The organism is Streptomyces sp. NPDC016677, from assembly GCF_055562815.1.
On record NZ_JBVHEO010000021.1, the window covers coordinates 63516 to 86317 of the forward strand.

Annotated in this window: 20 protein-coding genes; 14 read left to right on the top strand and 6 right to left on the bottom strand. The window is 71.7% G+C overall.

Features of this window, described 5'->3' with window-relative positions; all coding sequences use genetic code 11:
• Positions 1-90: 90 nt before the first annotated feature.
• Together ACZ3IG_RS33735 and ACZ3IG_RS33740 are read right to left on the bottom strand one after the other, a co-directional pair.
• Positions 91-660, bottom strand: a complete 570-nt coding sequence (locus ACZ3IG_RS33735; protein WP_467436889.1) for a hypothetical protein — start codon at positions 658-660, stop codon at positions 91-93.
• A 49-nt stretch (positions 661-709) separates the two neighbouring features.
• Entirely contained in the window at positions 710-946 is a 237-nt protein-coding gene (locus ACZ3IG_RS33740) for a hypothetical protein (protein ID WP_467436918.1), read from the bottom strand.
• A gap of 111 nt (positions 947-1057) precedes the next feature.
• Here ACZ3IG_RS33740 and ACZ3IG_RS33745 point away from each other — a divergent pair, with 111 nt between their 5' ends.
• On the top strand, positions 1058-1840 hold the full coding sequence (locus ACZ3IG_RS33745) for a hypothetical protein (RefSeq protein ID WP_467436915.1): 783 nt from the start codon (positions 1058-1060) through the stop codon (positions 1838-1840).
• A 324-nt stretch (positions 1841-2164) separates the two neighbouring features.
• On the opposite strand, the gene ACZ3IG_RS33750 is transcribed toward ACZ3IG_RS33745, so the two are convergent.
• Positions 2165-3376: a lactate 2-monooxygenase gene (locus tag ACZ3IG_RS33750; protein WP_467436891.1), complete on the bottom strand. Its 1212-nt coding sequence runs from the start codon at positions 3374-3376 to the stop codon at positions 2165-2167.
• A 179-nt stretch (positions 3377-3555) separates the two neighbouring features.
• On the opposite strand from ACZ3IG_RS33750, the gene ACZ3IG_RS33755 reads away from it, so the two are divergent.
• The 12 genes from ACZ3IG_RS33755 to ACZ3IG_RS33810 all read left to right on the top strand — a co-directional run bounded on the left by ACZ3IG_RS33755 (position 3556) and on the right by ACZ3IG_RS33810 (position 19191).
• Entirely contained in the window at positions 3556-5223 is a 1668-nt protein-coding gene (locus ACZ3IG_RS33755; protein WP_467436892.1) for a carboxylesterase/lipase family protein, read from the top strand.
• A 126-nt stretch (positions 5224-5349) separates the two neighbouring features.
• Positions 5350-5577, top strand: coding sequence for a hypothetical protein (locus ACZ3IG_RS33760; protein ID WP_467436893.1), 228 nt, complete (start codon positions 5350-5352; stop codon positions 5575-5577).
• A gap of 147 nt (positions 5578-5724) precedes the next feature.
• The gene (locus tag ACZ3IG_RS33765; RefSeq protein WP_467436895.1) at positions 5725-8934 is read left to right on the top strand and encodes a lantibiotic dehydratase; all 3210 of its coding nucleotides are present in this window, start codon (positions 5725-5727) and stop codon (positions 8932-8934) included.
• Between the two features lie 577 nt (positions 8935-9511).
• The gene (locus tag ACZ3IG_RS33770) at positions 9512-10294 is read left to right on the top strand and encodes an MIP/aquaporin family protein (RefSeq protein WP_467436896.1); all 783 of its coding nucleotides are present in this window, start codon (positions 9512-9514) and stop codon (positions 10292-10294) included.
• 217 nt (positions 10295-10511) lie between these two features.
• Entirely contained in the window at positions 10512-11303 is a 792-nt protein-coding gene (locus ACZ3IG_RS33775) for a bestrophin-like domain (protein ID WP_467436898.1), read from the top strand.
• Between the two features lie 291 nt (positions 11304-11594).
• On the top strand, positions 11595-13202 hold the full coding sequence (locus ACZ3IG_RS33780) for a pyranose oxidase (protein WP_467436899.1): 1608 nt from the start codon (positions 11595-11597) through the stop codon (positions 13200-13202).
• 9 nt (positions 13203-13211) lie between these two features.
• Complete coding sequence (iolE, locus tag ACZ3IG_RS33785; protein ID WP_467436900.1) at positions 13212-14108, top strand: myo-inosose-2 dehydratase; 897 nt, start codon at positions 13212-13214, stop codon at positions 14106-14108.
• Positions 14109-14172: 64 nt separating this feature from the next.
• Positions 14173-15078, top strand: a complete 906-nt coding sequence (locus ACZ3IG_RS33790; protein WP_467436902.1) for a sugar phosphate isomerase/epimerase family protein — start codon at positions 14173-14175, stop codon at positions 15076-15078.
• Positions 15079-15140: 62 nt separating this feature from the next.
• Complete coding sequence (locus tag ACZ3IG_RS33795; RefSeq protein WP_467436903.1) at positions 15141-15566, top strand: PPC domain-containing DNA-binding protein; 426 nt, start codon at positions 15141-15143, stop codon at positions 15564-15566.
• A 52-nt stretch (positions 15567-15618) separates the two neighbouring features.
• The gene (locus tag ACZ3IG_RS33800) at positions 15619-17433 is read left to right on the top strand and encodes a glycoside hydrolase family 15 protein (RefSeq protein ID WP_467436904.1); all 1815 of its coding nucleotides are present in this window, start codon (positions 15619-15621) and stop codon (positions 17431-17433) included.
• Between the two features lie 259 nt (positions 17434-17692).
• Entirely contained in the window at positions 17693-18451 is a 759-nt protein-coding gene (locus ACZ3IG_RS33805; RefSeq protein WP_467436906.1) for an oxidoreductase, read from the top strand.
• The gene (locus ACZ3IG_RS33810) at positions 18448-19191 is read left to right on the top strand and encodes an SDR family oxidoreductase (protein ID WP_467436907.1); all 744 of its coding nucleotides are present in this window, start codon (positions 18448-18450) and stop codon (positions 19189-19191) included. The genes ACZ3IG_RS33805 and ACZ3IG_RS33810 overlap by 4 nt, the downstream gene beginning before the upstream one ends.
• Here ACZ3IG_RS33810 and ACZ3IG_RS33815 read toward each other — a convergent pair.
• Entirely contained in the window at positions 19140-20096 is a 957-nt protein-coding gene (locus ACZ3IG_RS33815; RefSeq protein ID WP_467436908.1) for a LysR family transcriptional regulator, read from the bottom strand. The genes ACZ3IG_RS33810 and ACZ3IG_RS33815 overlap by 52 nt on opposite strands.
• 199 nt (positions 20097-20295) lie before the next feature.
• The gene (locus ACZ3IG_RS33820) at positions 20296-21132 is read right to left on the bottom strand and encodes a prephenate dehydratase (protein WP_467436910.1); all 837 of its coding nucleotides are present in this window, start codon (positions 21130-21132) and stop codon (positions 20296-20298) included.
• 370 nt (positions 21133-21502) lie between these two features.
• Between ACZ3IG_RS33820 and ACZ3IG_RS33825 the strand changes: the two genes are divergently transcribed.
• Entirely contained in the window at positions 21503-22222 is a 720-nt protein-coding gene (locus ACZ3IG_RS33825) for a dienelactone hydrolase family protein (RefSeq protein WP_467436911.1), read from the top strand.
• Positions 22223-22497: 275 nt separating this feature from the next.
• Here the strand turns inward: ACZ3IG_RS33825 and ACZ3IG_RS33830 are convergent.
• A partial coding sequence (locus ACZ3IG_RS33830) for an alpha/beta hydrolase (protein WP_467436913.1) occupies positions 22498-22802 on the bottom strand: 305 nt, incomplete at its 5' end.

Here is a 22802-nt window from a genome sequence, read left to right on the forward strand (position 1 = left end):
GGGCACCGGACTGCTGGAGCGGCGGCACGACGGCGTGCGCCTCACGGCTCGGCGGCAGCCCGCGTCGCAGCCTCGCCGCCGTGCGCGACGCTACGTCCCCGGCATGGTGGCGGCCAGCTCTCCCACCGGGGAGACGTCGTGGCAGTCGCCGTCCCGGCCGCCCCGGCACCACCACACCGGTGGGCCGGCCGCGTCCGCCTCGCCCTGGTACCAGTCGTCCGTGGTCGTCCCCGCGGGACGCACGTGCGTCCCGGTGTTGTGTTCCCGGCAGGTCGGCCAGACCTGCCGGGACAGTTCCATGATGGTCTCCTGCGCCGCCTCCGCGACCACGGTCAGGACCGTCGCCGCGTCGTCCGGCTCCGGCGCGTCACCCTCTTCCGGGCCGTACGCGTTCACGGGATCTCCGTGCCAGCGGCCGTCCGGCAAGGCCACGTGGACGTACCCGCTGCCGGTCCCGTCCGGGAGCGAAGGCTCACCCCCGGACGGGACGACCACCAGTATCAGCGGGTCCTGACCCGGCAAGGTCGCCGTCACGTCGCGGTTGACCACGGCGAGGGCGGCCTCCAACTCGGGCCACTGACCCGGCTCGGCCGGCCTTGGCTCCGGGAGGGGCCACGGGTCGGGATCAGGGCCGAGGCTCAGATGGGAGAAGTAGCTCACTCAGGCATCATCCCAGCCACTCGTTCCGGAAACCCCGAACGGGCCACCCCTAGGGCCGGTCACCGGAGACGCGGAGCTCCAGGGGGACGACTTCGGCGGCTTCCGCTCCTTCGCGTCGGCCGTGTTCGGCGGGGGCGTGTACGTCCGTGAGGTACGCACCGGGGGTGATCTCCGCCTCGGTGCGGTACAGGTCGCGGGAGAGGCGTGGCTGGACGACACCGAAGTGGGCGGTGACGCCTGGTTCTACGGGACGCGGATCACCGGCGCCTTGCGGTTCTGTGTCCACCGGGTCGGCCGCAGCGCGGTGTTCAAGGGCATGACGTGCGCGGACGCCTACTTCTCGGGGGTCCGGGTGTGCGGCGTCGCCTCCTTCGACGGCGCGGTCATCGACGGGGACATGCCGTTCGCCGAGGCCCACTTCGCGGCAGGAGCCACGTTCGAGGGGGTCGTGTGCGGTGGCGACCTGTCGTTCTCCGGGGCCCGGCTGGAAGCCGGCGTGGATTCCCGGTGGACGGTGTTCCGGCCCACCGCCCGGACCGGCCCGCCGGCCCGCCCGGGGACGGCGGGCTTCTCCGACGCCGTGTTCGAGGCCGCGGTGACGCTGGAGGCCGCGGCGCGGCAGGTGCGCTGCCGGCGGACACGGTGGACGTCCACCGCCGCGCCGCGGCCGCGGCAGGCCGAGGCCGACCCGAGCGGCGCCGTGGTGGGGTTCCCGGTGACCGGCGCCGGCCGGCGCCGCCCGTTCGTCTCGCCGGAGGGCGAGCTGACACGGACCGGGGCTCACCGACGGCCGGGCCCGTGTCACCTCGGTCAAAGGCGTGGACGCCGCGCACCTGGTGCTGGCCGACGTCGACCTGAGCGGCTGTCTTCTCGTCGAGAGGGTCCACCTGGACCAGTCGCGGCTCGAAGGCCGCTGCGTCCTGTCGTCACCGCCCGGCGGACCGCGCTGGCTACGCCGCCGGGCCCTCGCCGAGGAACACCACGGGCGGGCGACCCGGTACCGCGACCGCTGGACACCCGCGCCATCGGGCTTCCAGCCGCACGAACCCGCCGTCCTCGCACCGCTCTGCCGGCAGCTCCGCAAGGCACTGGAGGACGGCCGGAACGAGCCGGTCACGGCCGACTTCCGTTACGGCGAGATGGAAATGCGCCGCCAGGACGCCACGGCCTCCCGTGGTGAGCGGGCACTGCTGCGGCTGTACTGGGCACTGTCCGGATACGGCCCGCGCGCCGTGCGTGCCCTGGGCCGGCAGGTCCTGGCGATGTCGGCCGCCGTGCTCGCGATCACGCTGGTGGGGGCTGCCGCAGACCGACCTGGACCCGTTCAGCGCGGGAACCACCGACGGCCGCCGTGTCACTCCGACGCGCCTCGTCGAGCCGGCCCTGCTCGGGCCGGCCGTCGTCGCCGTCCGCAGCCGCGTCCGACGATGGCATGTCACGGCCCGTCCTCGCGCACCCTGCCCCGCGCCACGTCCGCTTCCCGTACCTCACGCGCCAGGTGTTCTCACCGCGACCACGGTGCCGGGCCCGCCCCCGGTGCCCGCAGGAGGCAGTGGGGACCGAGTTCCCCGGGGCTGGTGAAGCCGGACAGGGCGAGGGTCAGTTCGAACTCCGCGAGGAGGGTCCGGATGACGTGCTCCACACCTGGCCGGCCGTCGAGGGCCAGCCCGTACACGTACGGCCGGCCGAGGAGTACCGCGCGGGCGCCGAGCGCCAGGGCCTTGAGGACGTCGTCCCCCGAGCGGACACCGCTGTCGAACAGTACGTCGAGACGGGCTCCGGCGGCCTCCACGATCGCGGGCAGCACGTCGAGGGAACCTACGGCGCCGTTGACCTGCCGCCCGCCGTGGTTGGACACCACGAGGCCGTCCATGCCGGTGTCCACGGCACGCCGCGCGTCGTCGGGGTGCTGGATGCCCTTCAGCACGAGCGGGCCGTTCCAGTGCTCGCGCAGGAACGCCAGGTCCTCCCAGGTCTTGCCCGGGTCACCCGACATGCGGAAGAAGTGCGTGACGGCGGCTTGCGGGTCCTCTTCGACGGGTCTGGCCAGCCCCGCGAGAAACGCCGGGTCGGTGAAGTAGTTCGCCGTCCCCACGCCGTGGAGGAAGGGCATGTACGCCTGGTCCAGGTCGGCCGGCCGCCAGCCCAGGAGCCAGGTGTCCAGCGTGACCAGCAGCGCCGTGCAGCCGCACGCCCGGGCGCGCCCCAGGAAGCTCTTCGTGACCTCCCGGTCCTTCGCCCAGTACAGCTGGAACCAGCGTTCGCCGTCCCCCATCGCCTGCGCGACCTCCTCCATCGGCGTGCTCGACGACGAGGAGAGGACGAACGGGACGCCCTGTGCCGCGGCGGCCCGGGCGGCGGCCCGCTCCGCCTCGGGATGGACCACCGCGAGGGCACCGACAGGCGCCAGCGCGACCGGAACGGGCAGCCGGCGGCCGAGCACCTCGACCGACAGGTCCCGTACGCGGACGTCACGCAGCATCCTGGGTACGATGCGCCACCGGTCGAACGCCTCGCGGTTGGCGCGCGCCGTACGCCCGTCGCCCGCGGCTCCCACCACCGTCCCCACCGGTCCGGCGCCGAGCCGTCGCGCGGTCAGCTCCTCCAGACGGTTCAGGTCCGTCGGCAGCCGGGGCGGCGCCCCGGCCAGGCCGTCCCGGAAGATCTCGTGCTGGTACGCCGTCCAGTCGATGCCACGTTCCGCTCCACCGCTCATACGGGATCCCTTCCGCGCTCCCCTCCCCCGCGCCGGTGCCGTGCCGGGTTTCACCCGGCTGCCCGTACCGGCCGCTTTCACCGCGTCGAGGGCTTATATGTGCTTCTAGACATGTGACGGCGCATACGTCTCGTGTCTTTCTGTGCTCACGGCGACCCGAGGCGAGGCAGGCGGCGGCCATGGCAGTGAAACGCACGGCGGTGATCGCGGTCCTCGCGGGCGCCGTCTTCCTCCTGGTGGGCACCCCGGCCCCGGAACCCCCGCGCGCTGCGGTGTCCGCCGACGCCGCCGTCACGGTGCGCACCGACAGCGGCCTCGTCCGGGGCCTGCGGTCGGGTCCCCACGCTCTCTTCCGGGGCGTCCCCTACGCGGGACCGCCCAAGGGTGCCCACCGCTGGGCCGCGCCCCGCCCGGTACGGCCCTGGAAGGGCGTACGGAACGCCGTGCGGCCCGGCCCGCTCTGCCCTCAGGTCGCCTCCCCCTACGCGGGCGTGTCGAGCGTGGAAGAGGACTGTCTGGTCCTCGACGTCACCACGCGGGCCCCGGCTGCCGGGAAACGGCCCGCCCCCGTCCTGGTGTGGATCCACGGCGACGGCTCGGTGGGCGGGGGCAGCCTCTTCGACGCGCGGCGGCTCGCCGACCGCGGCCTGGTCGTCGTGACGGTCAACTACCGCCTCGGTGTGTTCGGCGGCTTCGGCTATCCGGGGCTCGAGGGGTCGGGGACGTTCGCCCTCCAGGACCAGCAGGCGGCGCTGCGCTGGGTCCGGCGCAACGCCGCCGCGTTCGGCGGCGACCCCGGCAACGTCACCGTGGCCGGGTCCTCGTTCGGCGCGGCGGCCATCAGCGGGCACCTCACCTCGCCCGGGGCCCGGGGGCTGTTCCACCGCGCCGTCCTGGCCAGCGGCGAGGGCATGATGGACATGCCCGCCGGCGCGATGGGCGAGGGAGTGCCGGCGTACCCGTACTACGTCTGGCGCACGGAGCGGGAAGTACGGGACGCCGGTGTCGCGATGACCTCCTCCCTGGGCTGCGCCGGGCGCGACCCCGGGCGTGCGCTGCGGTGCCTGCGCGCGCTGCCGGTGGAGAAGCTGCTGGCGGTCCCGGACATCATGAACGCCTTCCAGACGTTCGCCTACGGCACCGAGGTGCTTCCGGAACTGCCGGAGCAGGCTCTGGAGGAAGGCCGCTCCGCTCGTGTCCCGGTGATGTCGGGGGCCACCAGGGACGAACACCGGCTGTTCGTCGGCATGGCCCACGACGCGGTCGGCTCCCCCTTCACCGCCGCCCAGTACGAGCGAGCGCTCGCCACGGCCTTCGGCGACCGGGCGAGCACGGTGAGCGCGTACTACCCGGTCGGGGACTTCCCCTCACCCGCCCTGGCCTGGGCCACCGTGGTGACCGACCGGATGTGGGCCCGCGGCACCTACGCCCAGGCTCTCGCGCTCGGGCGCCGCACACCCACGTACGCCTATGAGTTCGCCGACCGGGACGCCCCCATGTACCTCCCCTTCCCCGGGGACTTCGACTTCGGTGCCTTCCACTCGGGCGACACCCCGTACGTGTTCGAGGACGCCGGCGCGCAGAAGCACTTCACACCGGCCCAGGCGCGTCTGTCCGGCACGATGACCGACCAGTGGGCGCAGTTCGCCCGCACCGGCGATCCGAACCGGCCGGGACTTCCGCGGTGGCCCCGGTTCGATCCGGCGCGGGCCGTGCCGTACACCCAGTCCCTGGCGCCGGACCGTGTCGGGCCGGTCGACTACGCCAGGGAACACCGGCTCGACTTCTGGCACCGGCTCGCACGCCAGGACACCGCCCCGCAGGCGGCACCCGTCGAGGGGAAGTAGCCGGACGCCGGTCCGTGCGCCGAAGGATGCAGGGCGGTCTCCTCCTCGCTGACGAGGTGCGAGCCGCGCGCGGCTGCCAATGTGGAGATATCCGGTATTTCCACCCAGCCCGAAGGAGGGTTCACCATGACGAACGATCCGTACGATCTCGATGTCCGCGTGGTCACCGCGGCAGGCGTCACCGGCCGGAACGAGGAGTCCGGGAACCGGGCGGGACAGGCTTCCGCACCGGCGGCACGGCAGGCCACCTGGCCGATGACCAGCACCACGCTGCACCCGATGGCCGAGGCTCAGCCGGCGGTCCGACAGGCCACCTGGCCGATGACCGCCCAGACGTTGGGCTGGATGGCCTGACGCGGGCCACGACCGCCGTCGCCCTCGCCCGGCCGACGACCGTCACGACGCGGTTCCTCCGGTTTGGCCGCGAGCCCGGCTCCGCCGCCTTGTCGGTGGCGGGGCCGGTGCCGTGCGGGCGGAGCGGGACGACGCCAGGAGGAGACCATGACCACCACCACTGTCACTGACGATCCGCTGTTCGCGCCTGTGGGCATGGCACTCCTGCGTTCCCCGGTGCTCCCGGTCGACGGTCCGGTGCTCCGGGCCGCGCTCGCGGACGACGCCCTCGGCCGAGCCCTCGGCCCCACCGCCGACGAGCCCGGTGCTCCCGGCGAGGCCGACCGGCTGCGGCGGACGATCCTCGGCCTGACCGCCGATCCCCTGGTCGCCGAAGCCCTGGCCCTTTCCAGCCCTTCGCTGGCCGATCGCCTGGACGGCCTGCGGGACGGCCGGCCAGCCACCGCGTCCGAGCTGCGCCGTTGCTTCCGGGCAGTGGTGCGCTACCGGATCCGGATGGCGAGTCGTCCGACCCCGTTCGGGCTGATGGCGGGGGTGGCGCACATCCGGTTCGCCGACTCCCTCCGGGTACGGTTCGCCGCCGCGCACCGCAAGGCCGTACAGCCCGACGCGGCCTGGGTGGCGGCGCTGGCGGCACAGTGGGAGTTCAGGCCCGCGATCCTGGCCGAGCTGCGGCTGTCGGCCAACGGCCTGTGTGTGCGGCGTGGTGAGCGCCTGGTGCTGCCGTACGCCGGCGCCGCCACCGGTACGGCGGACGAACGGCCCGCCGGCGAGGTGTCCGTGCGCCATACCGACGCGGTGCGCGCCGCCTTGGACTGCGCCCGCACGCCGGTCACCCACGCGGAGCTGACGGCCCGGATGCGCGCCTGTCTGCCGGAGCCGCCCGCCGGGGCGGTCGAGGGCGTCATCGCCGAACTGGCAGCCCATTCCTTCCTGCTCACCGACCTGCCGCCCGCTCCGGACGCGCCCGACCCGCTGCGCCACCTGACCGACCGGCTCGCCACCGTTCCCGCCGCCGCCGGCGAAACCGTACGGCTGCGCGAGGTGGCCGCGGATCTCGCCGCCTACCGCGCCCGGCCGCCGGGCGAGGGACTGCCGCAGCTCCGGGCGGCGGTACGCCGGATGCGTGCCCTGTGTCCGGGTGAGCGCCCGGTGACGGCGGACCTGGCGCTGGACGCGGACATCGCGCTGCCCCACGCGGTGGCGCGGGAGGCCGCCCGCGCCGCCGACCTGCTGTGGCGGACCGGTCCTCCCGCGGGGTCGCGACGCCCGCTGGCCGCCTACCACGCCGCTTTCCTGCACCGGTACGGGCCGGACCGCGCGGTCCCCCTGCCCGAACTCCTCGACCCGGTGGACGGTCTGGGGTCTCCCACTCCCTCCGGGCCGCTCCCCGGTGGGGACGGGCGGCGCGACCGCACCCTCCTCGCTCTCGCCGAGGAGGCCGTCCTCGCGGGCCTCGGCGAGATAGAGCTCACCGATGAGGACATCACCGCCCTGGGCGACGACGCCGGGGTGCCGCCGCCGTCGGCCGAGGCGGTCTTCCGTCTCCTGGCCCCCTCGCCGGACGCCTTGGCCCGGGGCGACTTCACCCTGGTCATGTCACCCCTGACCGGGGCCTGGCCGGCCGGCGCGCTGTGGGGCCGGTTCGCGCCCCTGCTGCCCGAGGCGGACCAGCGGCTCGCGGGCCTGGCGGCCACCGCCCTCACCGGCAGCCCCGCCGGGGACGCCCCGCTCCCCGCCCGCCTCGTCTTCCGCCCCCGGGAAGCCCGCTGCGGCAACGTCATCAGGGTGCCGTGGCGGGTCGGCCACACCGTCGCCCCCGGCACGTTCGGTGAACGGTCGGCCCCCGGCGCGCTGCGCGCGGAGGACCTCGCCGTCGTCGCCACCCCGGACCGGCTGCGCCTCGTCTCGCCGGTCCTCGGCCGGCGCGAGGTGGCGGCCGGCACCTTCCACATGCTGAACGCCGGCCTGCACGCGCCCCCGCTCGTACGGCTGCTGCAGCTGCTGACGGCGGACGGGGTACGCCCGTTGTACGGCTGGGACTGGGGGGCGGCACACGACTGGCCGTACCTGCCGGGCGTACGCCACGGGCGGACCGTACTGAGCCGGGCCCGCTGGCTCGTACGGGATCCGCGCGTCCTCGACGGCGCGACGGGCACCCGGCGCTGGCTGCCGGCCCTGCGTGCCTGGCAGCGGCGGTGGCGGGTGCCCGACCGGATCGAGGTGGGCGCTTTCGACCAGCGCCTCCCCCTCGACCTGGCCCGCCCCGCCGACCTCGCGCTCCTGCGCCACGAGCTGCGGCACCGCCCCGGCGTGGAGATCCACGCGTCCACCGACCCGGACGGCTCGGGCGCAGGCTGGCTGACCGGCCCGTCCGGCGGCCACCACACCGCCGAGATCTCCGTACCGCTGCTGCGTCGCACCGCCCCGGCAGCTCCGCCCGGCCCGCCGGGTCCGGCCCGCCGGCGCTCCATGCCGTCGGCCGGCCGGCCCCCGCGGCACCTCCCGGGCGGCGCATGGCTCTTCGCCAAGCTGTACTGCCCCCGTTGGGCCCAGGACACTGTCCTCGTCCACCATCTGACCGGGCTGCTGGACGGCCTGCCTGCCGGAGTCGACCGCTGGTTCTTCGTCCGCTACGCCGATCCCGACCCGCATCTGCGGCTGCGCCTGCACGGAGAGTCCCGGACGCCCGTCCTGCGGGTACTGCCCGGACTGAGCGACCTCGCCACGGACTTGAGCCGACGAGGGCTGGCCGGGCGGCTCGTCCTGGACACGTACGAACCCGAGACGGCACGGTACGGCGGCGATCCCGGCGCCATGGCCGCCGCCGAGCGGGTCTTCCACGCGGACAGCACGGCCGCTCTCGCCCACCTCCGCCTGCTCGACGCGTCCCCTCCCCCGGTCGACCCGCTGTTGCTCGCCGCAGCCGGACAGGCGCACCTGGCCTTCCACTTCGCCCCGCCCGACGACACGGCCGACGGACCGGCCCGCGCGCGGCGGCTGCTGTCGGTCGCGCCGCGCGGGGAGCATCACAGCGCGTTCCGCGAACGCCGTCGGGAGGCCCTGCGCATCGTCGACCCGCTCGACGGCTTCGCCGCCCTGCGGGCCCTGCCCGGCACGGCGCCTCTGCTGGCGGCCTGGGCCGTCACGGCCCAGGCCCTGTCCTCCTACGGGCACCACCTGGCCGACGCGGACCCGGAGGCCGGCCCGGTCCTGGCGTCGCTGCTCCACATGCGCCACAACCGCGTCACCGCCGACCCTTCCCGCCTCGCCGAGAGCGCCGTCTACGCGACGGCCCGCGGCGCCGTCGAGGCACACCTCGCCCGCCTGCACGCGGCGTCCGGGCGACCGTCATGAGCGACGCCGGCCCTGCCGGGACGGACGCGGGGCCGCTCCGGCGGCGATCGCGGGCAGGGTCATGTACACCTGGGCCGGTGTCCCGTCGGCCTGCCGTCACGCAACGCGCCAGAGGCCGCCGAGGGCTCCGTGGACGCGTTCCGGCGCATCGCGGAGCAATGGGGCACACCGACGCGACGGTCTGTGTGACCGGGCACAGCCCGGGCGGTTGTACCGCGACCGTGCTGGGCGCTCGCCTCCAGCAACGTGGACCCCACGTCACCGTGTGTCCCCGACCGGGATCGTCCGCGTCCCGCGGCTGACTCGGCGCGCCTGTCGTGCGGTGGGCGCCGGATCGAGAAGGATCGGCGGCGGATTCCGCCGCTGCCGACGAGAGTGCGGGAGCAAGGCCACCGCCCACCCCGACGGCACGCATTCGTTCTCAGGAGGCGCACCGTGCCGACTCGACGACATGCCACCAGGACACCCGCGCCGGTCGTCCTGTGGCCACCGGCCGGCTGTCACAGCGGCCCCGTCCCGCGGGCCGGTCGGCGTGGCACAGGGCACCGCCGTACCGCCCGCGGCCGGAGGGTCGCCCGTGCCCACATGGCGTGAGATCGGCGCGGAATTCCTGGGAACCGCGGTCTTCCTCGCCTCGGTGCTCAGCGTGCTGGTCATGAACTTCGCCGCCGGCTCGCCGGTGGTCACGGCGATGCCCAGCGCCGGCCTGCGCCGGCTGCTGACCGGTGTCCTCGTCGGCTGCGTGATCGCGCTGATCATCTACTCGCCGCTGGGGCGGATCAGCGGCGGGCACATCAACCCGGCCGTGACCCTGGCATTCCTCCGGATGGGGAAGATCACACGGGGTGGCGCCGCCGGGTACATCGCCGCCCAGGTCGCGGGGGCAACGCTGGGGACGGCGGTGGCCTGCCTGGTCTGGAGACGGTACGCGACCAGCATCGACCTGGGCGTCACCCTGCCGGGTGCCGGGGGCGCGCCGGCAGCCGCGGCCGCCGAGGCCGCGATGACGTTCCTGCTGGTGACGCTGATTCTCGGCTTCGTCGACCGGCCGCTGCTGATGCCCTTCACGGCCACCGCTGTCGGAACCCTGGTGGCGCTGCTGGTCTTCGCCGTCGCGCCGGTGTCCGGGACCAGTCTCAATCCGGCGCGCAGTCTCGGCCCGGCCCTTATCGCCCGCACCGGGTCCGACCTGTGGGTGTACCTGGTCGCGCCTCCTCTGGGAGCGCTCGCGGCAGCCGTCCTCCACCGCCGCCGACGGCGTACCGTCGCATGCGGGAAACTGATCCACGACGACGCGTTTCCCTGTCGCTTCCTCGACTGCCGCTACACCCGCGGCCAACGGCCCACCACGGCCGGGTGAGGCGTTGCTGTCCTGGTCCCGGCCCCGGTCCTGGCCCGGTCCTGGCCCGGGCCCGGTCCTGGTCCTGCCGAACGGGATCGTGGCCGACACGGCGTGTACCGCGGCCCAGCGCAGGCGCCGAGGCGAATGATGCGGGTCCGGATGTCATCGCCTGCGTCGGGCAAAGGGCCCGTGGCTGCGGGCGGTGAGTGGTGAGTGGTCTCAGGAGAGTGCAGCCGTGAACCGCTGGATCATGCTCCATTTCCCTTCGTGGCTGGTGCTGGCCGGACTCGTCGTGGGCGCCGCCGGGGGGACAGCGCTCGTCCAGGCTTTCGTCAGGCACCGATTCCCGGACCTGCAGAAGGGAAAGCACAACGACGTCGCCGGTTTTCTGCTTGCCGTCGTCAGTGTGGTCTACGCGTTCATTATCGGCTTCATCGCCATCGCGCTCTGGGACCAGGTCAGAGCGGAATACGACGCGACTAAGGCCGAGGCGGCCATGGTGCTCCAACTGCCCAGGGGCGCCGATGTGTTCGGCGAAGCGGAAAGCGACCGGATCCGACAGAGGGCCCTGGCGTACGCACGCGCGACTGCGGCCGAGTGGTCCACGGCGGCCACGGGACAGACCACACCGGCGGCCGACCGTGCGCTTCGGGAACTGTACGCCACGTTCTCGGAACTGAGGTCGAGCAACGAAGGGCAGCAAGCATTCATCGATGGTTCCCAGCAGAATCTCACGCAGGTGAGCGCTCTGCGCACCGAAAGGGTGCTGGAGGCTCTTCAGGACACGGGCCCGACCGGTTCGCTCTGGACCGTGATCCTGCTGGCCAGCGCACTGACCTTGGGGTTCTCCGTCATCTTCGGTCTGGAGGACGCCAGACTGCATTACGGGATGGTCGGGGCGGCAAGTGTGCTCATCGCCGCCAACCTGTTCCTCATCCTGGACCTGTCGAATCCGTTCCTGGGTGAGTTGTCCGCATCACCGCAGTCCATGCAGGCGGTGATCGAAACCCTCTCGGCCCCTCAGTAGTCGAACGGTGCCGAGCGGAGCAGTGGCGCGCCACTCGGAAACCTCTTCCCCGCTCCTCCCAAGCGAATTGCGCCTCGGCCATCTACGGTCGCCACGCCCGCACGAACGTGCTATCCAGGAAGAAGGGCGAAGTGGAAGCACCCTGTCGACTCCGCGTCACGCCTGTGCGGCCTCTCCGGACGATGGGGAGACGGAGACGTCCGGTACCAGCTACCTCCATTGTCACGACCAGTTGTCGCCGAGGGTTGTAACTGACAGTTGTCGCGGCCAGTGCTTACAGGGAGACCACGGATGAGCCAGAACACCATTCGAGTGGACACACTGGTTATCGGATCTGGTCCTGTCGGGTCCGCCTTCGCGCGCGAACTCGTCGAGGGAGGCCACCATGTGTGCATGATCGACGCCGGCGCGCGGCTCTCCCGGCGTCCTGGTGAGCACCTCAAGAACAGCTTCCTGTACCAGCGCAACCTGGACCTCTTCTCCTCCGTCATCCGAGGACACCTGCATGTGCTGTCGGTGCCGTCCGACCGCGAGCCGGTGGTGACCCTCGACCCCGCCGCCTACCAGGTGGACCTGGACCGGTACCGCGGGTTCGTCCAGAACAATCAGAACCCGGAGCAGGATCCCGCCAAGCACCTGACCGCTGCCGCCGCGGTCTACGCGGTGGGCGGCATGGCGACCCACTGGACCTGTGCGACGCCCCGCCACCACCCGAGCGTCGAGCGGAGCGGCCTTCTCCCGCCCGCGGAATGGGACTCCCTGTACGAGGCAGGCGAGCGGCTCCTCAACACCCGCACCGACGCGTTCGAGCACTCGGTCCGGCACCAGGTCGTGGCCGACGTGTTGCGGTCGGAGTACACCGACCTGCCCGAGCCCTACGGCGTGCGCAATCTGCCACTGGCCGTGGAGCGGCGCACCGACAACCCGCGCTACGTCCGCTGGACCGGCGCGGACACCGTGCTCGGGCCCCTGGCCGACGGACACCACGACGGGACGTTCAATCTGCTGGCCGAACACCTGTGCCGACGGCTGGTCCTCAGCGCGGACGGCAGCGCGGTGGAGTACGCCGAGGTACAGGACCTGGCGGATTCGCGGACGCTCCGCGTCGAGGCGGCGCACTACGTCGTCGCCTGCGGTGCCGTCCTCACTCCGCAACTCCTGTATGTCTCGCACATCCGTCCGGAGCCGCTGGGCCGGTATCTGACGGAGCAGCCGGTTGCCTTCTGCCAGATCGTGCTGCGCCAGTCCATCGTCGACGGCATCGAGTCCGACCCCCGCTTCGCCGACAGCGTCCGCGAGCACCGCGAGCGCGTCCCGCAGGACCCGGTTCCCATCCCCGCCGACGACCCGGAACCGCAGGTGTGGATTCCGGTGTCCGAGAGCCGCCCCTGGCACTGCCAGATCCACCGTGACGCCTTCCACTACGGCGATGTGGCACCCAACGTCGACGGCCGGCTCATCGTCGACCTTCGCTGGTTCGGCATCGTCGAGCCGAGCTACGGCAACCGGGTCACCTTCTCGGACACCCACCAGGACGTTTTCGGCATGCCCCAGCCCACCTTCACCTACACGCTCGGCAAGGAGGACCGCGTCCACCAGCACGCGATGATGCGCGACATGCTGCGGGCGGCCAACGTCCTGGGTGGGTTTCTTCCGGGTTCGGAACCGCAGTTCGTGCAGCCGGGACTTCCGCTGCACATCACCGGGACGACCAGGATGGGCGACAACGCCGACACGAGTGTCGTGGACACCGACTCCAAGGTGTGGGGCGTGGACAACCTGTACCTCGGTGGCAATGGGGTCATCCCGCGAGGGACCGCGAGCAACCCGACGCTGACCAGCGTCGCGATGGCACTGAAATCGGCCCGGCACATCCTCGACCGCTCCGGTGCCCGCTGAGGAGGAGTCATGTTCGATCCCGACAGGGTATTCCTGGGCATCACCGCCACGGGCTGGACCAACGACGACTTCCCGATGATCGGCGACGGCATCCCTTTCGAGCAGTGCGTCAGCGAGATCGCGCTGGCCGGATTCCACGGGTGCAGCGTCGGCCACAAGTTCCCCACCGACCCGGACACGCTGCGCTCCGCACTGTCGTTGCGTGGACTCCGCGTCACCGAGCCCTGGGCCAGTACGTACTTCACTGCCAAGGACATGCGGGAGCGGACGATCAGCGACTTCCGGCGCCAGCTGGCTTTCATGGAGGCCATGGGCGGGGCGGAGATCGTCGTCGCGGAGCTCGGCCACGCCGTCCACCAGCAGCCGGTCGCCCTGTTCTCCAACAGGCCCGTGCTGGACGACACCTCGTGGCGGGCCCTGGTCACCGGACTCGACGAACTCGGCCGGATCGCGGCGGATCAGGGCATGCGGCTGTGCTACCACCATCACATGGGCACCGCCGTACAGAACCGGGCGGACGTGGACCGTCTTCTCGCCGACACCGACCCCGGCCTGGTGCACCTGCTGCTCGACACCGGACATCTGCGCTGGGCGGGCGACGATCCCCTGGCACTCGTCCAGGATCACGCCTCACGCATCAAGCACGTCCACCTCAAGGACCTGCGCCCGGATGTCCTGGAGCGGGCCCGCCGGGAGGATCTGAGCTTCCATGACGCCGTCATGGCCGGCATCTTCACGGTGCCCGGCGACGGCATGCTCGACTTCGGGCCCGTCCTGGGCTCACTCGCCGACGCGGGGTACGAGGGCTGGCTCGTGGTCGAGGCCGAACAGGACCCGGCGAAGGCGCACCCCCTGACGTACGCGCTGAAGGCACGCGAGTACCTGCGGAAAGCCACCGGGCTGTGAGTCACCCGGTCACGAGCGACCGGGTCCGCGGATGACGGCGGATGACGGCCGGGAAGGAACAGCCATGCAACCCCAGTCCCTTGGAGTACACGCGCTGGTATGGGTGGGAACCTGGGGCGCGGACAACGCGCGGCGCACCGCGGCCCACGCGCGTGCCTGCGGTTACGACCGTCTGGAGATCCCGCTGCTCGACGCCTGGGACGTCGACACCGCGGAGACCCGCCGCGCGCTCGACGACCATGACCTCGCGATGACCGGGAACCTGTTCCTCACCGAGGCGACCGACATCACCAGCGACGACCGCGATGCCGTCAGGGCCGGTGAGCTGCGTCTGAGGCACGGCGTCGACACTGTCCACCACCTGGGCGGGGACTACTTGACCGGCACGGTCTACAGCAAGCTCGGGCGCTATGCGGGCCCTGCCACCGCCCGGGGGCGGGCCCAATGCGTCGAGGTGCTCCGCCGGGTGGCGCAGCACGCTGCCGATGCCGGTATCCGTCTCGGCATCGAGATCTGCAACCGGTACGAGACAAACCTGATCAACACGACCGCGCAGGCCGTGGAGCTGATCAAGGCCATCGACCAGCCCAATGTCTGCGTGCACCTCGACACGTACCACATGAGCATCGAGGAGCCGGACATGGTGAGCCCCGTTCTCACCAGTGGTGATCTGCTCGGGTACGTGCACATCGGGGAGAACCACCGCGGCTATCCGGGATCCGGCAGAACGGACTTCGCCGCCTTCTTCCGGACCCTTGCCCACGTGGGCTACAGCGGGCCGATCACCTTCGAGGCGTTCTCCTCGGCCGTGGTCGAGCCAGAGCTGTCCAACGCGCTGTGCATCTGGCGCGACCTGTGGGTCGATTCCGAGGACCTGGCCCGTCACGCGCACGGCTTCATCGAGACCCAGCTCCGAGCCGCCGAGGCCGCCGTCACCGGCGGCTCCCCCCGGGCGGGCGGCCCGCAGTAGGCCCACCCGCCTCCGGTCCTGCCCCGTAGCGGGGTGCGAGCCCCTGAAGAAGGATCAAGACCATGCTCACCCGACTCCTCAGTGAAGCACCGCAGACGGCCGGTGACACGATGCAGCGCAGCTACTCCGTGGTCTTGGACCCGGGGGAAGAAGTCATGGGACAGCTGGCCGTTCTCGCGCGCGAGGAGGGGATCGCGCAGGCTTCGTTCGAGGCCATCGGGGGCTTCCAGCAGATCACGCTCGCCTATTTCAACGTCGAGACGAAGACCTTCGACGAGATCCCCGCGCACGAGCACCAGGTCGAGGTGCTCAGCCTCACCGGCGAGATCACCCGCAACGGCGAGGACCCCTATGTACACGTACACACGGTGCTGGGGCGGCCGGACGGATCCACCTTGGGCGGCCACCTGCTGCGGGGCGTCGTCCGGCCCGTGCTCATCGTCACGCTGACCGAGTCGGCGCACCGCCTGGTACCCCACCACGGCTAGTCCGCGCTGAGCAGCATTCGCCCTTCGGGACCCGAGACAAGGAGTCGGCGGCATGAACTACAAGCCGATCGAGGATTACGGCGTGATCGGGGACATGCACAGCGTCGCCATGGTGGCGACCGACGGCTCGATCGATTTCCTCTGCCTGCCACGGTTCGACTCCCCCACGGTGTTCGGTGCCCTGCTCGACGACACCGCAGGCGGCACGTTCCAGATCGGCCCGGCGGCGGACGGCGCGCGCCTCAAGCAGCTGTACCTGCCGGAGACCAATGTCCTCCTCACGCGGTTCCTCTCGGCCGACGGAGTCGGTGAGGTGACCGACTTCATGCCGGTCGGCGAGATGCGTCACACACACGCCATCGTCCGCAGGGTGAAAGGGGTGCGCGGCGACTTCGGGTTCCGGTTGCGCTGCGCACCGCGCTTCGACTACGCGAGGTCGCCGCACCTGACGGAGAGACGGGACGGGGCGGTCTTCTTCGTTCCCGAAGGTGCCGGCGACGGAACGACGACCCTGCGGTTGCAGAGCCCGGTCGAGTTGCGTGTCGAAGACGGGGAAGCCGTCGCGGAGTTCACTCTGCGACCCAACGAAGTGCTGGATTTCGTGATCGAGGCATCCTGCCCGGACGGTGAGTCACCGAGCTCCGAACCGGACTGGGTGGAGCGCGCCTTCGACCATACTGTCAGGTACTGGCGACGGTGGGTGAATCGCTGTACATACCACGGCAGATGGCGGGAGGACGTCATCCGCTCGGCGCTGACGCTGAAGCTGCTCACCTCGGAGACCGACGGATCGATCGCCGCCGCGGCCACGTTCGGGCTGCCGGAGCTCGTCGGAGGCGAACGCAACTGGGATTACCGGTACACCTGGATCAGGGACGCGTCGCTGACGGCCGCGACATTCATCCGGCTCGGATTCGCCGACGAGCCCAGGGCGTTCATCGAGTGGGTGCTGGGGCGTTACCGGGAGACGGACGAGCGCGGGCGGTTGCAGATCATGTACGGCATGGACGGCCGGAGCGACCTGACCGAAAAGGTGCTCGGACACCTGGGCGGATACTGCGGCTCGGCTCCGGTACGGATCGGCAATGGGGCTTACGACCAGCTCCAGCTCGACATCTATGGCGAGTTCCTCAACCTCGTGAACCTGTACGACGAGCAGGTAGAGCCCGTTTCGCACGAACTGTGGCAGCACCTGCGGGACTCAGCCGACTGGGTGGCCGGCAACTGGCGGCAACCGGACGACGGTATCTGGGAAGTACGCGGGGGCCGGCAGGAGTTCCTCTACTCCCGCCTCATGTGCTGGGTCGCCCTCGACCGGGCCCTGCGGCTGGCCGGACGGCGCTCGCTTCCGGCTCCCACGGAGCGGTGGACAAAGGTCCGGGACGAGATTCATTCCGACATCTACGACGGGTTCTGGCACCAGGAGCGCGAGGCGTTCATCCAGCACCGGGGCAGCACCACGGTGGATGCCTCCAGTCTGCTCATGCCGCTGGTCGGGTTCCTCTCCTCCAGGGAACCGCGGTGGCTGACCACGCTGCGGGAGCTCGAACGGGAGCTGGTGGAGGACTCTCTCGTCTACCGGTATCGCACGCAGGACGGGGCGCGGGACGGGCTGGCCGGTACCGAGGGGACGTTCTGCATGTGCTCCTACTGGCTCATCGAGTGCCTGACCCGCCGCGGTGACCTGGAGCGCTCCCGGCTGTTCTTCGAGAAGATGCAGAGCTACTCCAACCACCTCGGGCTGCACGCGGAGGAGATGGACGGGACCGGGCGCTACCTCGGCAACTTCCCGCAGGCGTTCACCCACCTCGGGCTCATCAGTGCGGCCCTCTCCCTGAACGAGGCACTGGCCAGGCACTCCCGGTAGGTTTCCGGGCCCGCCGCGCCCGTCGTCGGGATTCCGCCCGATGTACGTCCCCGAGTGCGCGGGGCCCATAGGTGAAACCTATAGCCCCTGCTCATTTTTCGTCTTTGCCCCTCAAACCATCCCGGACCTACGGTGAAACAGCTCGGCGAGGCGAGCTACGCACCGCGGTTGTCCGGGATCAGTATCGGTGCGCGTTTTTCGCTTTTCAGCCGAGCGGACCGACATGAAATTTGAGAGGGCAAGCAGTATGGCTACAGCCATGAACAATTCAGGAATACGAGAGCTCGCGGGAAAGCGGGCCGTGGTCACGGGTGGTTCGCGGGGAATCGGCGCCGCCATAGTCCGCCGGCTTCTGGACGCGGGCGCCGAGGTGCTCACGACCGCCAGGTCGACGACGAGCACGGTGCCGGAGGGCGCCGCCTTCGTGGCGGCCGACGTGCGGACACGGGCCGGAGCCGAGGCAGTGGCCGAGGCCGCCCAGGAGGCGCTCGGCGGGGTGGACATCCTGGTCGACAACGCGGGCGGAGCGCGCCCGTTCGCGAACGCCCGGGACATCCCCGACGAAGAGTGGCAGGACCAGCTGGACCTGAACTTCCTGGCGTCGGTGCGGCTGGACTCGCTGCTGACCCCAGGGATGCGTGAACGGCGTTCGGGTGCGGTCGTGCACGTCTCCTCGGCCGCCGTTCCCACCTCGGCACCGCCGTTCCTGCACTACACGGCCGCGAAGGCGGCGCTGCAGAACTACAGCCGGGGACTGGCCCTGGAACTGGCCCCGTTCGGAGTCCGGGTCAACGCGGTCTCTCCCGGCAGGACCGCCACTCCGGGCGGCGAGGCGACTCGGGAGGCGTGGGGGAAGCTGGTGGAGGACGGGCCGGGGCAGGACAGCACCGCGCCGCCGCTGGGGCGCGACGGCCGGCCCGACGACATCGCCGACGCGGTGCTGTTCCTCGTGTCGGACCGGTCGAGCTGGCTCACCGGGCGGAACCTCACGGTGGACGGCGGCGAGTTCCCGGCATGAGCGAGTACAGCGGCAAGAACGTGGTGATCACGGGCGGCGGCAGCGGCATCGGTTTCGCGACCGCGAAGCTGCTGGTGGAGGCCGGAGCACGGGTGGTGATCACCGGCCGGTCCCGGACCACCCTCGACGCCGCGGCGGAGCGCCTCGGCAAGAACGCGCTGGCCGTCCAAAGCGACGTGGCCTCACTGCCCGACCTGGACGCCCTGGCGGCCCGCGTCCGGGACGAACTCGGCACGGTGGAGGCGCTGTTCGTCAACGCCGGCATCACCAGCGCCATGCCTTTCGCGTCGACGACCGAGGAGATGTACGACGAATCGTTCGCGATCAATGTCAAGGGCGCCTTCTTCACCGTGCAGAAGCTCGCCCCGCTGCTGAGCGCGGGCGCCGGCGTCGTCCTCACCACCTCGGCCGCGAACGTCATGGGCATGCTGGAGACCAGCGTCTACGCGGCCGGCAAGGCAGCACTGCGCTCGATGGCCCGCAGCCTCTCCCGCGAGCTCCTGCCGCGCCGGATCCGCGTCAACGCGGTCAGCCCCGGTCCCGTCGACACGGGAATCCTGGAGAACACGATGACCAAAGAGGCCGCCGATCAGTTCAAGGCGGAACGGGTGGCGGAGAATCCCATGGGCCGTTTCGGGACTCCGGAAGAAGTCGCCAGGGCGATGGTGTTCCTGGCCTTCGACGCCACTTACACCACGGGCACCGAGTTCGTGGTGGACGGCGGCATCACCCAGTTGTGAACAGTTCCTGACCCGTTGCCGGGAAAGCCGGTGTAGGACCAGGATTCCTGGCGCAGGAATTCGAGCAGGGTCATTTCCGCCACACCCGCGCCGGGCCGGACCGCGGCGACGGTGGGCATGGAAACGGCGGGAAGGACGGGGCGCGTGAGGTGCTCGAACCCGGGAGGCACCGCGGAGGCCGGAAGGAGGGTCACGCCCAGCCCGTGCGCGGCCCAGCGCACCGCCGTCGCCGTCTGGGAGACGCGGGCGACCGTGGTCGGGGCCAGCCCGTTGTCCCGCAGCACGTCGCGCAGTACGCCGTCGAGCGCGCTGCCCTGGTCGAACCTGATCCACGGCTCCCGTGCCACCTCGCGCAGCTCCACCCGCTCCTCGGCGAGCCGCGCGTGCTCGGGACCCAGTACGACGACGAACTCCTCGTCGCCGAGGTGGTGGCCCTCGTACAGTCCTTCCTCGCACACCCCGCCGATCAGGCCGAGGTCCACCACGCCCCGGCGCGCCAGCCGCTCCAGGTCGGCGGGGTTCGCCTCCTCGAACACGGTGATCTCCAGCCGTGGGTAACGGCGGCGCAGCGCGCTCAGCGCGCCCGGCAGCTGTCGCGTGCCCAGTCCCATCTGCGCCGCGACCACCAGCTCGCCCTCCAGTTCCTCGGCACCGCCCCGAGCCGTCGCCTCCGCCCGTCGCGCCGCTCTCACCGCGACCTCCGCGTCCCGCAGGAAGGCGCGGCCGACCGCGGTGGGCACCAGCCCGGCCGGTGTGCGGGAGAACAGCGTCACGCCGAGTTCCCGCTCCAGTCCCCGGATCTGCTGCGACACCGAGGGCTGGGCGACGCGCAGGGCCTCCGCCGCCGCCGTCACCGAGCCCGCCTCGGCCACAGCGATGGCATACTCGAACTGACGAAGGGTCATCGTCTCTGTCTCCTTCTCACTGCCGGAGCAGAGCAACGTGCCCACGGTCCGGTGCTATTCCCGTCTACCGGCGCCCGCTCTACCGGCCACCACGCGGAAGCGGTGGCATCAGGTGGCTGCCCCGTTCTGTCCGGACCTCCCCCGGACTCCCGAAGTCACTGCGCCGGGTCGCCGTGGACGTCACCCGCCGCCCGGGCGGTCAGCCCGTCGTCCGGTGCGGATGCGCGGGGTACACCCCCAGGACACGTACCTCGGAGGAGAAGAACCGCAGCTCGTCCAGGGCCAGGGCGAGGCGCTCCTCGTCGGGGTGGCCCTCGATCTCCACGTAGAAGCGGCTGGCGCCGAGCCCCGCACCGATCTGGTAGCTCTCGATCTTGGTGAGGTTGATCCCGCTGCTGGCGAATCCGCCGAGCGCCTTGTACAGCGCGCTCGGGATGTTGCGCACACTGAAGAAGACGCTCGTCATGGTCGGCTGCCCCGGGTCGGTGGCGAAGGCCGGGTCCCGGGACAGGACGACGAAGCGCGTGATGTTGTCCGGGTCGTCCTCGACCTCGGCGCGCAGCACGTCGAGACCGTACAGCCCGGCCGCGGCGGGCGGGGCGAGGGCCGCGTGCCGGGCGTCGCCCAGTTCGGCCACCTCGCGCGCCGCACCGGCGGTGTCGTCGCTCACCAGGGTGCGCCAGCCGCCCTCCCGCAGCAGCTTGCGGCACTGGCCCAGGGCGTGCACGTGGCTGCGGACGCACTCCACCTGGTCCAGGGTGGCCCCGGGTACGCCCATCAGGTCGAAGCGGATGGCGAGGAAGTACTCGGCGACGATGTACAGCCCCGACTCCGGCAGCAGATGGTGCACGTCGGCGACGCGTCCGGCCGCGGAGTTGTCCACCGGGATCACGGCGACGTCGGCGTCGCCGAGGGTCACGGCGTCCAGGGCCTGTTCGAAGCCCGTGCAGGGCAGTTCGGCACACGCGGGGTAGAGGGCGTGTGCCGCGGTCGCCGAGTTGGATCCGGGTTCACCCTGGTATGCGACGGTCGTCACCGTGTTCAGCCTTCCTGCGGGAGGTTCTGTCGTCGGGCGGCAGAAGCTCCGCTGCGTACCGCGCCTGCTGAAGTATGGCCTGTCCGTCGTCGCGGACGCCGTCGCGGTCGCGCCCCCTCGTACTGCGGAGGCTCATGGAAGCCTGCCTTCGGGCGAGGGCCCGCCGGCGTTCGGCGTCCCGCGAGGGAGCCTGCGCGAAAACCGGTTGGCGGACCCCGGTGGCCACTGCTACGTTCCCGACGGCCGTGCGAGAGAACGAGGAGGTGGTACCCGTGAACGCAGTATCGACATGGGTGCTCCCCTCCGGGGTCACGGTCGGGCGACAGGTCGTCCGGGAGCGCCGCTTCGCGCACTCCCGAAAGGCACGACCGTGCACTTCACTTCCGAACAGCGCCTCGACGACGGCGTCGTCGAACGCGAATTCACTCTCGGCGAGATTCCCGGCACCCTGTGGACGCCTGGACCGGCACCGGCTCCGCTGATCCTGATGGCCCACAACAACGGCCTGCCCAAGCGGGATCCGCGACTGGTGGCCCGGGCCCGGTACTCGGCGGCGCGCGGCTACGCGGTGGCCACCATCGATGCGGCCGGGTGCGGCGACCGGCCCCGTTCCGCCGCCGACGAGCAGGCCCGCGCCGGCCTCCGCCGGGCGGTGCGGACCGGCGAGCCGGTCGACGGGATCTTCGAGTCCTTCATCGGCCCGCTGGTGGAGAGGGCGGTCCCGGAATGGCGGATCACCCTGGACGCCCTCCTCTCACTGCCCGGGATCGGCGGCCAGGTCGGGTACTCCGGGTGGGCCGCCCTCGGCATCCGGCTGGCGGTGACCGAGCCGCGCGTCGCGGCCGTCGCCTTCTTCGCCGGGGGCTATGTGCCCCGCGCCCAGCGCGAGGAGGCCCGGCAGGTCGGCGTTCCGCTGCTGTTCCTGCTGCAGTGGGACGACGAAGGCAACCCCCGGCAGCGGGCTCTCGACCTGTTCGACGCCTTCGGCACCAGGGAGAAGACGCTGCACGCCAATACGGGCGGGCACACCGGCACCCCGTGGTTCGAGGTGGAGGACGGGGACCGGTTCTTCGGCCGGCACCTGAAGTGAGGCCGGGACGCCGGGCCGGCGGCGGACGGCAGGCGATGCCGGCCCGGCGGTGGGCCGGGGGTCGGTGATCCCGGTCCCGGCCCGTGCGCGTACGCACGCGCCGCCCCGACCTGCGGTACCGGTGACGGTCGGCACCGCCGCGATCGGGGCGGTCGCGCGCCTGCCGGCCACCGCCGCCGAGACGGGGCCGGACCCCATGCCCGCTCGCCGAGGACAGGGTCCGGGCAGCACAGCGAACCAGGGGGCCGGGGATCGGCGCGGTGGCCGGGCCCGGCTCAGCCGGCCGCGAGCGCGGTGCGCAGGACGGCGACGGCCTGGGTGATGGCGGCTTCGGCGGCGTGGGTCTCGCGCAGGGCGTTGAGCATGACGAAGTCGTGGATGATGCCCTGATAGCGGACGGCGGTGACGGGTACGCCGGCGGTGCGGAGCTTGGCCGCGTAGGCCTCGCCCTCGTCGCGCAGGACGTCGGCCTCGGCGGTGATGATCAGGGCCGGGGGCAGGCCGGTGAGCTGTTCGGTGGTGGCGCGCAGCGGGGAGGCGGTGATCTGGGCGCGTTCGGTCTCGTCGGTCGTGTACTGGT